Annotated in this window: 13 protein-coding genes; 8 read left to right on the top strand and 5 right to left on the bottom strand. The window is 38.8% G+C overall.

Annotated elements, in window-relative coordinates:
• Nucleotides 1-24: 24 nt before the first annotated feature.
• Nucleotides 25-1,326 carry a hypothetical protein gene (locus AC1DDX_RS02650; RefSeq protein WP_477621761.1) on the bottom strand — a complete coding sequence of 434 codons (1,302 nt, stop codon included), beginning with the start codon at nucleotides 1,324-1,326 and terminating at the stop codon, nucleotides 25-27.
• Between the two features lie 151 nt (nucleotides 1,327-1,477).
• Between AC1DDX_RS02650 and AC1DDX_RS02655 the strand changes: the two genes are divergently transcribed.
• Genes AC1DDX_RS02655 through AC1DDX_RS02665 form a run of 3 tightly spaced genes read left to right on the top strand, consistent with a single transcriptional unit; the run spans nucleotide 1,478 to nucleotide 6,234 of the window.
• A complete protein-coding gene (locus tag AC1DDX_RS02655; RefSeq protein WP_216854413.1) occupies nucleotides 1,478-3,160 on the top strand; it encodes a hypothetical protein in 1,683 nt (560 codons plus the stop codon).
• A 14-nt stretch (nucleotides 3,161-3,174) separates the two neighbouring features.
• Nucleotides 3,175-4,719 carry a glycoside hydrolase family 172 protein gene (locus AC1DDX_RS02660; protein ID WP_172661686.1) on the top strand — a complete coding sequence of 515 codons (1,545 nt, stop codon included), beginning with the start codon at nucleotides 3,175-3,177 and terminating at the stop codon, nucleotides 4,717-4,719.
• A 33-nt stretch (nucleotides 4,720-4,752) separates the two neighbouring features.
• Nucleotides 4,753-6,234: a family 43 glycosylhydrolase gene (locus AC1DDX_RS02665; RefSeq protein ID WP_337717319.1), complete on the top strand. Its 1,482-nt coding sequence runs from the start codon at nucleotides 4,753-4,755 to the stop codon at nucleotides 6,232-6,234.
• An 18-nt stretch (nucleotides 6,235-6,252) separates the two neighbouring features.
• Here AC1DDX_RS02665 and AC1DDX_RS02670 read toward each other — a convergent pair whose 3' ends face one another.
• From AC1DDX_RS02670 to AC1DDX_RS02680, 3 genes are read right to left on the bottom strand one after another with little or no spacing between them, the layout of a single operon-like run.
• Nucleotides 6,253-7,173, bottom strand: coding sequence for a molybdate ABC transporter substrate-binding protein (locus AC1DDX_RS02670; RefSeq protein ID WP_337717321.1), 921 nt, complete (start codon nucleotides 7,171-7,173; stop codon nucleotides 6,253-6,255).
• 34 nt (nucleotides 7,174-7,207) lie between these two features.
• The gene (locus tag AC1DDX_RS02675) at nucleotides 7,208-7,669 is read right to left on the bottom strand and encodes a DsrE family protein (protein ID WP_172661683.1); all 462 of its coding nucleotides are present in this window, start codon (nucleotides 7,667-7,669) and stop codon (nucleotides 7,208-7,210) included.
• A complete protein-coding gene (locus AC1DDX_RS02680) occupies nucleotides 7,670-8,653 on the bottom strand; it encodes a c-type cytochrome (RefSeq protein ID WP_337717323.1) in 984 nt (327 codons plus the stop codon).
• Between the two features lie 132 nt (nucleotides 8,654-8,785).
• Between AC1DDX_RS02680 and AC1DDX_RS02685 the strand changes: the two genes are divergently transcribed.
• Nucleotides 8,786-9,682, top strand: coding sequence for a LysR family transcriptional regulator (locus tag AC1DDX_RS02685; protein ID WP_172661681.1), 897 nt, complete (start codon nucleotides 8,786-8,788; stop codon nucleotides 9,680-9,682).
• Nucleotides 9,683-9,889: 207 nt separating this feature from the next.
• On the opposite strand, the gene AC1DDX_RS02690 is transcribed toward AC1DDX_RS02685, so the two are convergent.
• Nucleotides 9,890-10,699, bottom strand: a complete 810-nt coding sequence (locus AC1DDX_RS02690; RefSeq protein ID WP_172661680.1) for a helix-turn-helix domain-containing protein — start codon at nucleotides 10,697-10,699, stop codon at nucleotides 9,890-9,892.
• A 278-nt stretch (nucleotides 10,700-10,977) separates the two neighbouring features.
• Here AC1DDX_RS02690 and AC1DDX_RS02695 point away from each other — a divergent pair, with 278 nt between their 5' ends.
• The 4 genes from AC1DDX_RS02695 to porL all read left to right on the top strand — a co-directional run bounded on the left by AC1DDX_RS02695 (nucleotide 10,978) and on the right by porL (nucleotide 15,124).
• Nucleotides 10,978-11,955 carry a DUF4271 domain-containing protein gene (locus tag AC1DDX_RS02695; protein WP_172661679.1) on the top strand — a complete coding sequence of 326 codons (978 nt, stop codon included), beginning with the start codon at nucleotides 10,978-10,980 and terminating at the stop codon, nucleotides 11,953-11,955.
• 16 nt (nucleotides 11,956-11,971) lie between these two features.
• On the top strand, nucleotides 11,972-12,742 hold the full coding sequence (locus tag AC1DDX_RS02700) for a uroporphyrinogen-III synthase (RefSeq protein ID WP_048907674.1): 771 nt from the start codon (nucleotides 11,972-11,974) through the stop codon (nucleotides 12,740-12,742).
• 161 nt (nucleotides 12,743-12,903) lie between these two features.
• Nucleotides 12,904-14,271 (top strand): T9SS ring complex lipoprotein PorK/GldK, encoded by a 1,368-nt coding sequence (gene porK, locus AC1DDX_RS02705; protein ID WP_172661678.1) that lies wholly within the window; start codon nucleotides 12,904-12,906, stop codon nucleotides 14,269-14,271.
• 40 nt (nucleotides 14,272-14,311) lie between these two features.
• Complete coding sequence (porL, locus tag AC1DDX_RS02710) at nucleotides 14,312-15,124, top strand: type IX secretion system motor protein PorL/GldL (protein ID WP_172661677.1); 813 nt, start codon at nucleotides 14,312-14,314, stop codon at nucleotides 15,122-15,124.
• Nucleotides 15,125-15,144 lie beyond the last annotated feature (20 nt).

Genomic DNA, 15,144 nt, shown 5'->3' on the forward strand with positions numbered 1-15,144 from the left:
TAGAAAAAGCCTTGGATTGGCTGATCAAACGCGATTCGAAAGCCAATCCAAGGCTTTTTCTACACTCAATTGATGAGACCGCAACCAATCAACATTTCCGTTTAAATCAAATTGCTCGCTGGTATTAATCACGTAGCCTGTTTGAGAGTCTATTGTATAGCCCCACATTGCTTCATAATATCCGGTCTTAGAATTATATGTTCCCGGTATCTCATCACCAGCAGCATTGTGCCAGCGCGATAAAACACGGCCATCACCAAGCATGGCCTGGTCCCGCTCCTGATCTAGTGTTGCCGACATGTTGTTGGTATAGTTCGGGTCATTTACCGCCATCCCGATCTGTGCAAAGAAAGGCTCATGCAAACATTTCCAATTCGTTAACCAGCCATTTGCACCTATTATATTGTTATCTACTACACCATATCGCCCGGTTGTGTTTAGCAGTTCCCGTACTGCCACGGCATCAATACCCGCCAAGGTTCCCCTTGAATATTCGCGGTTATAATCCACATATTGCAGTTCAAAACTTACTTTAAGTTTTCCTTTTTTAACTTMAAAAGGAGCAAATACATCGGCCTTGCCCGACACAAACCTGCTTAAGTCGTATCGCTGTTTCAGTTGTGTATCTGTTACTAATTGCGTACAGGTAAACTCATTTTTCTCGCTATGCGAATACTTTGAAGCAATCTCCTTGCCTTTATCAGTTTTTGCTGTAATACGCAATGCATCTCCAGATTCGGTATTCCAGAAAGTTACTCCGCCTGTATGCACGCCATACGTATCGTTTACCTGTTTAAGGTATTTACACCAAACCATGCCACCATTATCCATAATTCCCCCTTTCCAAACAGATAGGTCAGTAAAATTCCATTTAGGAAATGCCATATCTTCCAGACTAGCAGCATTATTGTAATCACGTGTGATATCCCAAATTATCTTGTTGCCATTCAATTTGAAATCCCACACTTCTTTCACTGAAATTGTGCCATTTCCATAGCTAATGCCACTTAACGTTATCCCATTCGCGTTTTTAGTAAGCGTGATATGCTTATTATCATCGGCCGAAGAAAAGGTTGCATTACTTGTTCTGATTCCTGTATAAACCCCTGACGGAGAAAGCGTATTTTTCCCATTTAAACTCAATTGTTTAATTACACAGCCATTTGAATAATCAATTGTAATTGATGTTTTTTTATCAGGAACAGTGATTGTAATTGTTTTGGCACTAACATTATGCTTAATATCACGGTTCTCTATTTCAATAGAAAAACAGGTGTCTTGAAAAAGGAACAGAAAAAAGGAAAGTAGTAGGATAAATCTCATCATTATAAATTTTGGGTATATCTATCAAAGCTAACCGTAAATCAAAATAGCGCTTTTATAGTAAAGAACATTTTCTTTATACTTTTTGATACTTGCTTATCAGGCCAGAACAGTACAGGATGGCTAAGGATTTCATAGCGTTAAATTTGTGGTAATGATGAAAACCATTTATATTCCAATGAGAACAAGATTCCTTTTTTTACTTTGCTTCCTTGCAGGTATTGCAAGTCCATTTTCTGGTCATACCAAAGAAAAACCAAAACCAAAAATCATCAATATTGTGAATTTTATCCGTTTGCTAGAACCCAGAGATCCAAAGATTACTGAGGATGTGCTTTATCAAACGGTAGTTAAGCAAGTAGAAATGATGAAGAAGTACCGTTTAGGTGGGACTTTCCTATTACAGTATGATGCACTGATGGACAGCCGTTATCAAAAGCTGCTAAAAAGCCTACCTAAGGATGCTTTCGAAATTGGTGCATGGTGGGAAATTCCACAACCAATGGTAGAGAAAGCCGGACTGAAATGGCGTGGACGTTATCCTTGGGACTGGCATGCGGATATTGGTTTTTCTACAGGGTATTCTCCAGAAGAGCGTGAGAAACTGGCCGATGTGTACATGGCCGATTTTAAAAGCATATTTGGATATTATCCTAAATCCGTAGGCTCTTGGTTCATTGATTCTCATACCTTAAATTACCTGTACGAAAAATATCATATTATAGCCTCCAGCAATTGTAAAGATCAGGTAGGTACAGATGGCTATACCTTATGGGGTGGCTATTGGAATCAGGCTTATTACCCAAGCAAAATAAATTCGTACATGCCGGCACAAAATGAAAAGAACCAATTACCTGTTCCCATTTTCAGAATGCTTGGAAGCGATCCGATCCGTCAATACGACAATGGTTTAGGTACCGACAGACAAGGGGTAATTACACTTGAGCCTGTTTATCCTGATGCCGGAGGAGATTCTACCTGGGTAAACTGGTTCTTTAAAGAATTTGTTGAAGGAGAGTCTATGGAATTTGCCTACACTCAGGCGGGTCAGGAGAATTCGTTTACCTGGGATGCAATGTCAAAAGGTTTTCAGATTCAGTTACCGTTAATTGCAAAACTTAGAGACGAGAACAAAGTAAAAGTAGAAACATTGGCAGAATCCGGACAGTGGTTTAAAGATAATTATAAAGTAACCCCGGCAACTTCTGTTACAGTAAATACAGACCTTCCGGGAAGCAACCGGAAAACTGTGTGGTTCAACAGCAGGTTCTATAGGGTTAACTTATTGTGGGAAAACGGATCTTTAAACTTTCGTGATATTCACCTGTTTAATGAGGAATTCCCTTCTGTTTATACCAAAGATAAAGCAACCTCTAATGAGTGCTCTTTTTTTACACTTCCTTTTGTAGACGGTTATATCTGGAGTAAGCCCGGCACTATAGCGGGTATGCGTTTTAAAGCCCTGGAGAATGGCAAAGAAGTATTGCTTGAAGGAGGGAATCCTGTCATCGAAAGCCCGGCTACAGGAAAATTACACATCATATGGCCTTTAAAAGACAAGGGTGCATCGTTGGTTATGGATATTGATGAAAGGCAAATGACATTAAGTGTTAAAGGTGGCAAGCCTATCAACTGGTTCTTGGATATGACTGCTGCAGAAAATGCTGTGCTTCCGTTTAAAGCAATCAATGCCAATAAAATTGATTGCCAGTTTGAAGGAATGGACTATTCTATTACAGCAATTAAAGGTACCTTTAGTAAGCCAGATGATAAAACAGTTTTCAGGATAAAGCCAATTAAGAATACTGTGCAGGTTGATTTTTCTGGTAAAAAGTAGAGCGATTTAATCATATGCAAAAATTTACAACAGGTTTTTTAATAATATTATTGATAGCTGGCGGATTTATTGGACACGCACAAACGGTATCCACAGCCTCACTGCTTAAAGAAATGACAGATTTTAATGCTGTTACTTATTGGCCCAAGCCTTATTACAGTGCAGGGCAGGCCAGCAGTTACGATCGTCATTCCATTTCGCCGGATAAACCAGGATGGTTTGCCAATGGCGATAACTCACAATTTATAAGGGTAGAGCAGAATGAAGGGCATAAAGAATATGTTATGCTCGATCAGGAAGGCCCCGGTGCACTGGTGCGTTTCTGGCTAACCACTTTTAAAAGAGCGGGCAAACTGAGAATTTATTTTGATAACAATCCCATACCGGAAATTGTTATACCATCTTACGATCTGATGAAGATCGACCTAAAACCGGGCCCAGCCTTATTAATCCCTCATTCCAGTTATCAACCATTAGAAAAAGGAGGCAGTACACTTTATCTACCCATGCCTTACGCAAAACACTGTAAGGTTACCTGGGAAGATGCACAACCCGAAATAAAGGAACCCAGATATTATCAAATCAATTTCCGCAAATATGACCCAAGTACAACCGTCAGAACATTTAGTTTAAAGGAGGCTAGGAGTTTAACCACTTTACTAGATAAAGTTAACACGCAGCTTTTAAATCCTGTTAATGTTAGTAAAGGAAAACAGTCATTAATAAATCAAACTATTCTGCCAAAGCAAACGGCATCTGTAAACCTGCCCAAGGGAACAAATGCAGTTAAATTCTTAAGCATTGAAGTTTCAACGCAGGATAATCAAAGTCTAGAGAAGCTGTTGAGATCAACCATACTTAAGATCAAGTTTGATGGCGAGCAAAGTGTTGAATGTCCGATAGGTGATTTTTCAGGATCAGGAGTAGGTGGCAGGCCTTTRCAAAGTTGGTATAGAACTGTTACTGGCGATGGAAAAATTATATCCAGGTGGACAATGCCTTATCAGAAATCTGCTACTGTATCATTAGAAAACCAGAGCGATCAGTCGGTTTCCATCACATTAAAAGCAATCAGTCAGCCTTATTCATGGAATAGTAACAGTATGTATTTTCATGCACATTGGAAGTTTTCAGAAAAGGTTCCGATAAAGAAATGGGATGAGACATCCGGAGCTATTGAATGGCAGCTTAGCAAAATTAAAGGCAAAGGCATCTTCCTTGGAGATAGTTTTGCAGTATTCAATCACATGCATACCTGGTATGGTGAGGGTGATCAGAAGCTATATGTAGACGGCGAAACCTTCCCTTCAGAATTTGGCACAGGAGCCGAAGATTATTACAATACTTCATGGGCTCCAGTGGTGCTTTATCAATCTCCTTTTGCCAATGCACCTCGGGCCGATACCGAAGATTCTTATGGTCACAATACTTTTACCAGAACAAGGAATCTTGATGGCGTAACTTTTAAAACAGACTTTAAATATGATCTGGAAATGTTGGGCTGGGCACATGGCGAAGCCGACTGTGCTGCTACAACTTATTGGTATGGCTTTAGGTAAAACTAAATAAGAACCTTACTTTAAACAACACATATGAAAAGATGTTTACTATTAATGCTAATCGTTTTTGCGACCAATAGCCTTATGGCACAGCTTGGTGTGCGGTACGATCCTAAAATTCAAAGCACTAAGAACCTTCAATACTGGAGGCCTAAAGGTGATTTGTTTGTTGGTGATTGCATGCCTTTTTCGCGAAACGGCACTTACTCGTTTTATTGGCTTCTAGACTCCGCGCACCATGCAAGCCTTAAAGGATTAGGGGGCCATCAATGGGTTTTAAGTACCACAACAGATCTAAAAACCTGGAAGCAACATCCAGTAGTGCTTGGAATTGATGAGGAGTGGGAAAAATCCATCTGTACAGGTTCCATCGTGTATTATAAAAATAAATACTATGCTTTTTATGCAACACGGCTAGTCAACAAGGAAGGACAGGTAAACGAACAGCTGAGTTACGCAATAAGCCCTGATGGTGTTAACTTCGACAAGCAAAAACCAAACCCGTTTTATACCTCAGCTCCGGGTTATAGCAAAAGAGATTTCCGGGACCCAAAGGCGTTTGTTGATGAGAAAACAGGAGAGTTTCATTTATTTGTATCCAGCTGGCAAGAGAATTCTGTATTGAGGCATGCCGGAGGCGCTTTGGTACACCTTACTTCTAAAGATTTAAAGAACTGGATTGTACTTGACCCGGTATTAACCGGACAATCATCAGTACCAGAGTGCCCGGATTATTTCTTATGGAATGGCTGGTATTATTTGGTATATGGCGACAATGGAGATACCTATTACGTAAAATCTAAAAGTCCTTATGGCCCTTGGGAAGAGCCCCGTTACCAAACCATCAATGAGTCGTGGACAAATGTTGTTAAGACTGCTGAGTTTAAAGACAACAGACGTATTGCAGCCGCATGGATTCCTTCTAGAGATCAAAACAAGGATGATGGTGGAGAAAGGTTTGGCGGCAATGCCATCTTTCGCGAAATTATACAGGAAGCAGACGGGACACTAAGTTCAAAGTTCCCGACCGAGATGATCCCTGAAACTGGAACAGAGATTCAACCTGATCTGGTTGCCGATCTGCACGCTTCTATTGTCAGCAAAAACAGTATTTCAATTAAAGCACCTAATGGAGTAGGAGCAGCCCATGCAGCGGCTATTCCATTAAATAGCCGGATTACTATGGAAATAGAAACAGCTGGTTCGGTTGATGAGTATGGACTGTACTTAAGATCACGCGAAAAAGCAGAGGCTGGTTACCGACTAAACTTCTCACCAAATAATCAAACCGTAAGCCTTGGTAATACAATGATCAGAGCTGTTAGCGGTTTAAACAAAACCATTAAGCTTGATATAATAGTGAAAGACGATATTATAGATGTTTCAATTGACAACAAAAGATGCATTGTAAACCGTACTCCAGAACAAAGAGGCGGGTTTTTATGGTTTTACTCCAAGCATGGTGAAGTGAAATTCAAATCCATTAAAGTGAGCCCGCTTAAAGAAGAAAATTAATAAAATTTGAACTCCCGGTTAAGGGAGTTCAAATCCGTACTTGCTGTAAATGGCACGGGCCTCTTTACTTACAAGAAAATCCATAAAATCTCTAGCTGCTTTAGGATGCGGCGCTTTTTTAAGCTGACCGGCATAGTACTGAGCCTTGATGTTCTCGTTTTCGGGAATCTCAATGTACTCAATCGGGTGACCAATCATTTTCTGATAATGTACTTCAGAATACCAAACAGGCCCTGCATCACTTTGCTCATATAAAATGCGCATGGGTGTTTGCCTATGATGAATTTGAGTAAGGTATGTTGTCGAATCCTTCACTTTAGTTTCCATTATGGTGTTTCTAAGCGCATCTCCACCTACTTTTCTATAAGCTTCCTCAATGCGTTTTCCAATTCCTTCCCATTCAGGATTAGGCATGCTCACACGCACATCGCTGCGGCCCAGGTCAGCCAGCTTTTTTACTTGCTTTGGGTTTCCTTTTCGGGTCATTATAGCCAGTTTATTTTTAGCATAAAGCCCAGTTCTGCTAAACCAGTCCTTACTTTCATCAATTCTGCTTTTGCCGGCAGTGTATACATCTGGCTTTAATGTTATCCGCATGTTGCCAATAACAATGCTACCTGCTTCAATCTGCTTTGCTAAAATACCAGGAGGAAGGGTTTCTGCAAGCACCCGGGTATACTGCGGGTATTTAAGCTTAAATGATTTCATCAAATCATCAATAACCATAAACTGGTTGCCGGCAAAAAATACAACCAGCTGAGGGTCATTTATGTCGCCATAAATATCAGGGACATTATCAATCCCGGGAATTGTAAACTTCACCTTTGAATCGGGAGGTGTATTCCATGGCGGATCGAAACGATGATCCTGAGCCATTACAGTAGTGTTGTTAAAAAATACTACTGTTAGTATAAATATGATTAGTTTTAATTTGCTCATTATTGTTGGGTTAAACCTTCATTTTAAAGAATATTTATGGATGTACAATTGCCCATCCTTCATAGTGGCGCAAAATAATTTCACCATTACCACTCGGCGCATAGTTAATGAAATCATACAAAGAGCTCTTCTCAATTTTGCGCTCCCTAATTGTATTTTCACATTGAACAAGATCTACTCCACGAGATTTTAAATCGAGTAAAGTTTCTTTAAAGGGACCTTTTTTATCGAACACTGCTACGCCTCCGCTAAAGGCAATAAGCTCAATATGAAGTTTTCCCTTTAAGCGCGGATCTTCCAACGCGTTTTTAATATTTCTTAATGTTCCGGCTATCTTTTGCTCATCACCGCTGTTTAATGCATAAAGCGCATAATATTGTTTGTTCTTGCTTTTTGCCGGTTGAAATTCCTGACTGTTTTGAGCCATGGCCGGTTTGATGGCAGTGAATAATAAGATTGCAAATATTGCAAAGATGTACTTGGTTAGATTTTTCATTTATGTTTTTGTTTTGTGTGCATTTTTAATTGGTTGATATGGGCCATATTTGTGTTGTTTTTCCGAGAATTGATCTCCGTAGGGCCCATATGGAGCATCTACAGGTTTCTTCTTTAAATCGGGGTAGTCTTTGTGTTGATCTTTGTGAGGACGTGCCTGCGAGTTAACAAAAGCCGCTATGTCCCATGATTCCTCGTCTGTTAATATCGGATTTTTGTAAGAAGCACCAAAAGGCATATTGTTCTTAATAAAACCCGCAAAGTTAGAGAGGCGATAAAGTCCGGCGCCATCATTATAACTTAGTTTACCCCACAATGGTGGATAAACAAAGGTCTTGCCTCCAGCTGCAGCAATACCTTCTCCATTTTCGCCATGACAGCTTCTGCATTTTGAGGAATATAGCAATGCGCCTTTCTTAGGGTCGGCAGGGCGATCCAGCACGGCTATTTTTTCTGTACCCCTTCCATACATGCCTTCAGGTTCTTTAACACCCTGATTAAGCCATTCCATATAAGCCAGCATTGCTCTTATTTCTTTGGATGCAGAATCTGGCATTGTGCCATTCAGGCTACGCTCAAAACAACCTTTAATTCGTGCTGCGGGGCTGATTATTTTCCCTGAGCGAGCAGTAATCTTCGGGTAACTACTCATCACAGCAGCATAGTTATTACCGAATATCCTGGTGCCTGCATCTAAATGACAATTTTGGCAATTCAATCCATTGGTAAATTTACCCAATCTTCCTTTAGGGCCAAAGTAGGCAGAGGTATTTACAATCAAATCTTTACCATAGCGAATCATTTCGCCCTTGGAATTTTTTGGTATAGTGTGCTCTTCAGGAGCCTGCCATACATCTTTAACAACTGGAGTGGGTTTTGTTTCGCTTAAATTATGCTGTTGTATGTGCTTGCCCGGTTCGTTACAACTGCATATTAAGGCGGTGGTGCTAATAATAGCGAAGAGTTTTAATTGGTTAGTTAACATAAGGTTTCATTTGTGTGTTATCCAAAGATGGCATTAATGAAGCCAATGCAAAAGATGTTTATAGTTATAGGTCATAACAAAAAGTTATTAAAGGTCATTACATAATTCTATGGATATTTATATATTGTGCCTATGATATTCGATTTCAGGTTACAAGTATTTCAAACAGTTGCACTAAAACTGAGCTTTACCAAAGCAGCTGCCGAACTCTTTATTACGCAACCTGCCGTAACCAGACATATTCGTGAGCTCGAAAAACAGCTAAATACTGCTTTGTTTGTTCGAAACGGGAATCATATTTCCTTAACAGCAGCGGGCAATGTTTTATTAAAGCATACCGCGAAAATCTTTGAAATTTATTTACTTATCGAAAACGACCTGGCTCAGTTAAGTGATGGCCTAAGGGGTAACCTTCGTATAGGGGCAAGCACAACATTGGCACAAACTTTCATGCCCAAAATCCTTGCTTTATTTAAAACAGCTTATCCCGAAATCGTATTTACATTTACCAGAGGGAATACGGAATCTATTACACAACTGGTAATAGATGGTAAAATAGATGTGGCAATGGTAGAAGGGCAGATGCATTATCCACAGATAAACTATGAAAAATTTAGTGACGATGAATTGGTTTTGGTCACAAAGTCTGACAACCCACTAGCCCGCAAGGGCGAAATTACTCCGCTGCAACTACTGGACTTGTCGTTGGTGCTTAGGGAGCATGGCTCTGGTACACTGGATGTTATATCAAAGGCACTAAGCGAGGTCGGCATAAACCTAAAAGACCTCAAAATTGAACTGCAGCTAGAAAGTAATGTCAGTATTAAACAATACCTTCTTCATTCAGAAGCTGCAGCTTTCTTATCCATGCAAACTATTATTGGTGAACTAAAAAGGAACGAACTTAGTATTGTAGATATCAAAGGAATAGAGATGTTTCGCACTTTCCAGTTTATTCAGCTGCATGGCAGAACTTCAAAAGTTATAGAATCATTTAAGCTTTTTTGCAGAGGTCATATTAACATCTGATCAGCTTAGTATTGATGCTACTGTAAGCAACATCAACATTCCTAATCCCAACAATATCAGCGTTGGTAATAATAGCGATTGATGAGTTTTCATGGGTGGATGTTTAATAAAAGCACATCCAAATTTCAAGCAGCGCAATTGAATTTAATAGTAAAAAAACGACATCTTTGCTAGAATATTAAGCATAAAATGATGTTTCAAAATTGATTAAATAGCAAAGTTTCCAGCACGAAAGTCGCTTGGAGTAACATCAAGAAATTTTTTAAAGGATTTTATAAGATGCATCTGATCATAGTAATTAAACTCATAAGCTATTTCGGTCCAGCTTTTATCAGGAAAATTAATTTTATAATGCAGCAGGTTTTCAAAACGAACCATGTTGCTATATAATTTGGGGGTAGTGCCAATTTCTTTTGCGAAATTCCTTTCCAGCTGCCTGTCTGATAGCGATACCTTAGGCAAAAATACAGGTGCTCTATTGTTAAAAATCAGGCTTGTCATTTGATTTACCGCTTTAGAGGGGTAAATTTTGGCGTGTTTTAATGCCATTTGTAGCAAGTAAGGCTCTACAATTTCAATGCACTCATTAATGTCACTACAAGGCATCAGTCTTTCGGTTATTTCTTTAAATATACTGGCAAATAACAGCTGTCCATCAATAGCCTGATTGCAAAAAAGATTTGCCGGAATACCCAGTAATCGGTACAAACCGGCAGGTTTAAATTTGATAGTGAACGAAACAAAATGACCACTAATTGCAATGATATATTTTTTATGTGTACGCGGACCACGAATGGTACATCTTGCAAAAGATTCAGTCTGATTAGAATTGCAGTTAATCGTTTCGAAACTGTCGCCCAAAAAGAAATCAATAGAGCCCATTACACGTAAGGGCATGGCTTTAACCACAGGTTCATGTTTTGGTACAGTAAGTATCCTGAAAACATATTCAGATACAAAAGCCTGAAGCGCTTCAGTTGGGGCCGTTTTTTTAACAACCGAGTTGTAGGGATCCATACTTAGCCAATATAGGGTTAGTTAAAGATAAACATTTTTATACTACAGAAAAAGTTATAATCCGGCTCTGTACTCAGAGCATGCACGGAGGTAGCCGGGCTTGGACAAAATCGAGACAGAATAAGGACTGAGAGCAGATTGCTTCGGAAAAAAGGTACCTTTACCCGAAGCAGTCTCAAAGCAGTCTCGAACTAGTCTCGAACTAGTAGCGATCCAGCTAGGTCTCATTAAAGATGCTATTGGCATGATCTTCAAAAGTTTTATCTAAATTTGGGGCGATGAATTTGAGTCGTGTTATACTAATTGTCTCCTTATTTTTTGCCTTAGGCTATAGCCGGACTTATGCACAGATAGTACCGCAGACTGTTGATTCTGTTGTAACAACAACTTACAAACGTAAATTTGTAAAAGATCCGGCTTTTCTTGCCCGTCAGCAATTTGTTACGGATTCTATAATGACCCACAGTTGGCTTTTTCCAGATTCAATGGTCCATAAACACATGATTATGGATAGTATAATTAAGGCAAATGTTGTGGGTCGTTCTAATCTTATCAGCAGATATAAAGAGCTTACCACGATGAAGGTAAGTAAATACAGATTGGGCAAACCAGTACCAAAAGGTTCAGTTTGGGTGCCGGCTATTGTAGCTTTGCTTTTGGTTTTGTTTGCAGTGTTAAAAATATCCTTTAATAAACAGTTACAAACAATTGTGCAATCTTTTTTTAGTAACAGGGTTTTGAACAATCTTAATAAGGAAGATAACCTGTTTACATCGTGGCCTTTTTTACTCTTATTTGTTCAGTTTGGCTTTACAATAGGAATGTTCTTTTACCTTGTTTCAGGCTTTTATCACATCTCTTTTCCAGGTACAGGTTTCCAGTTTTACCTGAGCATTTCTATACTTATTGTGGTTTTATACATCATGAAAATAGTTATTTTAAGGATATTAGGGTACCTTTTTAACATTCAGAAGCCGGTTAATGAATATGTTACAATATTATATTTGAGTTATTTTAACCTCTCTTTAATCTTCATTCCACTGGTTATAGCATTCGCATTATCCCCCTTAAAATATGGCCCATACTACATTGCTATCTCTTTTATACTGTTAGGCGTGATCTTTGCTTTTCAGTTCATAAGGGCAGGGGTTAATATTTTATCTCATCATCGATTTTCAAAAGTCTATTTGTTTTTGTACTTTTGTGCCCTCGAAATTTGCCCTATATTAATTTTAATCAAGGCAATAGGATTATAACCGTGTAATTTGTAAAATGCAAGAAAAGACAGAAGATAGGTTGCGTAAGGTAAAGAGTATCTTAATAACATTACCGAAACCAGAAACAGAGAAATCTCCTTACTTTGATTTGGCAAAAAAGTATAACTTGAAAATTGATTTTAGGTCATTTATTCATGTTGAAGGAGTACCTGCCAGGGATTTTAGAAAGGACAAAATTACGTTAAGTGATTTCACCTCCGTGGTATTTACCAGCAGAAACGCCGTTGATCATTTTTTCAGAATTTGTGAAGAAATGAGGTACGAAGTTCCTGCCGATCTGAAATATTTTTGTATTTCAGAATCTACTGCTTTATATCTGCAGAAATACATTCAGTATAGAAAGCGCAAGATCTTTTTTGGAAAGCAAACTGCAGCAGATTTAGCCGAGGTTTTGAAAAAACACGCAGGTGAAAAGTTCCTTTACCCTTGCTCTGACGTGGCTACTGAGGATACTATGAATTTCTTGCAGAAGAATGGTTATGATTTTACTCCGGCTGTATTATTTAAAACAGTTGTTTCAGATCTTTCGGATCTGGCAGAAGTTTTTTATGATGTGATCGGGTTCTTTAGCCCATCAAGTATTCAGTCGTTGTTTACTAACTTCCCTGAATTTAAACAGAACAATACCCGTATAGCTGCTTTTGGAGTAAATACCCACAAAGCTGTTAAGGATGCGGGCCTTATTGTAGACATTGCAGCCCCTTCTCCAGAGGCTCCTTCTATGATTATGGCTATAGAAAATTATATTAAAAAGTCTAACAAATAATGCTTAACATACAGTTAAGCATTATTTCTTTAAAGTTTAATAATTAAGTTCATTTGAACTAAATTCTGTTCATTTTAGTCTTTAAGCATATTTTTACCCCCAATAATTGTTTATATCAATCATTATTGATAAAATTGTTAGGAAATTGCTTGATGCTAATTATGAGAAACAGATACTTATTAGGTTTTTTTATCGTTGCAATATTTCTTTCCAGTTGTGGAAAGGGCGGCCAGGGCGAACTGGTTGGTGTATACAATAAAAAATTCAGAAATAATAGGATTCCCTTGGGTATGGTTTACATACCTCCTGGTAGAACCCTTATAGGTATATCTGATGAGGACATCAATAACTCTCAGAGCTCGCCTAGTAAAATGACCTCCTTTAGTGCATTTTTTATGGATCAGACCGAGATTACAAATGCTGAATACAGGCAATTTGTAAACTGGGTTAGAGATTCAATTGCTGTAACCAGTTTAGGCCCCTCTGGTGCACCGAACTATTTTCAGGCACAACCACAAGGACCGGCAGGCTCAACTCCTCTTGGTGGAACAAGAAATATCGACTGGAGAAAAGTTGGTAACGGATCACAACTGTGGAGTAATAAAAATGGCGGATACGGCAGCAAGTTAACCGATATGTATTATAGCGGAGCTGATGCGATTCCCGGAAGAAACGAAATTGATATCAGAAAATTAAGATATGCTTACAGCTATGTAAGCACTGATCTGGCTGCCGAAGGAAGAAATGATCCTTCTAAAAAGAGACAGGATTTTATTGTTACTTATACAGATTTGCCTGATCCTTCTAATCCCAATCATCACCCATCTATTCCAGTTTACCCTGATACGATGGTTTGGAAAGTAGATTATTCCTATTCGCAGAATGACCCAATGGTTAAAACTTACTTTAACCATCCGTCTTACGATGATTATCCTGTTGTTGGTGTAAACTGGGAGCAGGCTTCTGCATTTTGTGTATGGCGTACACGCTTCTATGAATCAGTAGCGGTAGCAAGAAAACAACCGCTTAATTCAAGACCCGAGTATCAATTACCAAGTGATGCTCAGTTCGAATATGCTGCCAGAGGTGGTAACGTGAAAACCAAATATCCATGGGGAGGGCCATATGTGCGTAACACCAAAGGGTGTATGCAGGCAAACTTTAAAGTTGGACGCGGAAACTATTCAGATGATGGTGGTTTGTATACCGTAAACGTAAAATCGTATTTTCCGAATGATTACGGATTATATAATATGGCTGGTAACGTTGCCGAGTGGACTATAACTGCTTACAACCCATCAGCAGCGCCAATGCTACACGATTTTAATCCTAATTTTACTTATGTAGCTAAAACTTCGGACAGCAAATACAAAAAACGTAAGGTTGTAAGGGGTGGCTCATGGAAAGACATAGGTTTCTTCCTGCAAAACTCTGTTGGTACTTATGAGTATCAGGATGAAGCAAGATCTTATATTGGTTTCAGATGTATTTCTTCATATCCTGGAACTGATATTTCTTATAAAAACTAAACGAACAAAACCCAAAACCGATAATCCTTATTTTAATAAAATGGCAGCAAATAGAAAATTTGATAAGATGCACCTAGCTATATCGCTTGGTGCTAGTGTGGTAATTCTTGGAGCACTTTTCAAAATCCTTCACCTTGGTGGTGTTTGGGGTAATTATATGATTGGTGCCGGACTAGGGGTAGAAGCAATTCTTTTTGCGCTAACCGGATTCATTCAACCTGACCCTGAACCAGCATGGGAAAGGGTATATCCTGAATTAAGAGACGATTTTGATGGGGAACTGCCTAAGGCTTCGGCCAGACCGGTTGCTGCACCTGCTGCAAGTTTTTCTTCAACTGCGGCCTTAGATAAGATGCTTGTAGACGCTAAAATTGGTCCTGAATTGATTGAAAGCCTGGGTACGGGTTTACGTACTTTTGGAGATAAAGTTGCTGCTATATCTAATGTAGCTGATGTTTCAACTGCAACAGCTGAATTTACAGGTAAAATTAAAGGTGCTTCGGCAAGCTTTGATAGCTTAAACAGTGCATTTGAAAGAGCTACTTCTCAATTGGTAGAAATGGGTGAAAGCAATGTTGCTTCTAAATCTTACCATGAGCAGGTAAATACATTGGCTAAAAATTTATCAGCTTTAAATGCTGTATATGAATTAGAACTACAGGATTCAAGTGCTCATTTGAAATCTATGAATAAGTTTTACCAGAACTTATCGCTTACGATGAACAACTTTAATGAATCAATGGAAGATTCTAAACAGTTTAAAGATGAAGTAGGTAAATTAGCTAAAAACCTGTCATCGTTAAATGCTATTTATGGCAATATGTTATCTGCTATGAACCAGCCACGCGGATAATTAGTAATTATTTTATTTAT

The sequence above is a fragment of the Pedobacter sp. 10L46_2 genome (assembly GCF_056395165.1).

Excerpts from the sequence above, each read along its gene's own strand:
- porK (WP_172661678.1), top strand. The coding sequence starts at position 12,904 with ATGAGAAACAGATACTTATTAGGTTTTTTTATCGTTGCAATATTTCTT.
- AC1DDX_RS02675 (WP_172661683.1), bottom strand. The coding sequence starts at position 7,669 with ATGAAAAATCTAACCAAGTACATCTTTGCAATATTTGCAATCTTATTA.
- porL (WP_172661677.1), top strand. The coding sequence starts at position 14,312 with ATGGCAGCAAATAGAAAATTTGATAAGATGCACCTAGCTATATCGCTT.
- AC1DDX_RS02680 (WP_337717323.1), bottom strand. The coding sequence starts at position 8,653 with ATGTTAACTAACCAATTAAAACTCTTCGCTATTATTAGCACCACCGCC.
- AC1DDX_RS02670 (WP_337717321.1), bottom strand. The coding sequence starts at position 7,173 with ATGAGCAAATTAAAACTAATCATATTTATACTAACAGTAGTATTTTTT.
- AC1DDX_RS02665 (WP_337717319.1), top strand. The coding sequence starts at position 4,753 with ATGAAAAGATGTTTACTATTAATGCTAATCGTTTTTGCGACCAATAGC.
- AC1DDX_RS02695 (WP_172661679.1), top strand. The coding sequence starts at position 10,978 with ATGAATTTGAGTCGTGTTATACTAATTGTCTCCTTATTTTTTGCCTTA.
- AC1DDX_RS02690 (WP_172661680.1), bottom strand. The coding sequence starts at position 10,699 with ATGGATCCCTACAACTCGGTTGTTAAAAAAACGGCCCCAACTGAAGCG.
- AC1DDX_RS02655 (WP_216854413.1), top strand. The coding sequence starts at position 1,478 with ATGATGAAAACCATTTATATTCCAATGAGAACAAGATTCCTTTTTTTA.
- AC1DDX_RS02685 (WP_172661681.1), top strand. The coding sequence starts at position 8,786 with ATGATATTCGATTTCAGGTTACAAGTATTTCAAACAGTTGCACTAAAA.
- AC1DDX_RS02700 (WP_048907674.1), top strand. The coding sequence starts at position 11,972 with ATGCAAGAAAAGACAGAAGATAGGTTGCGTAAGGTAAAGAGTATCTTA.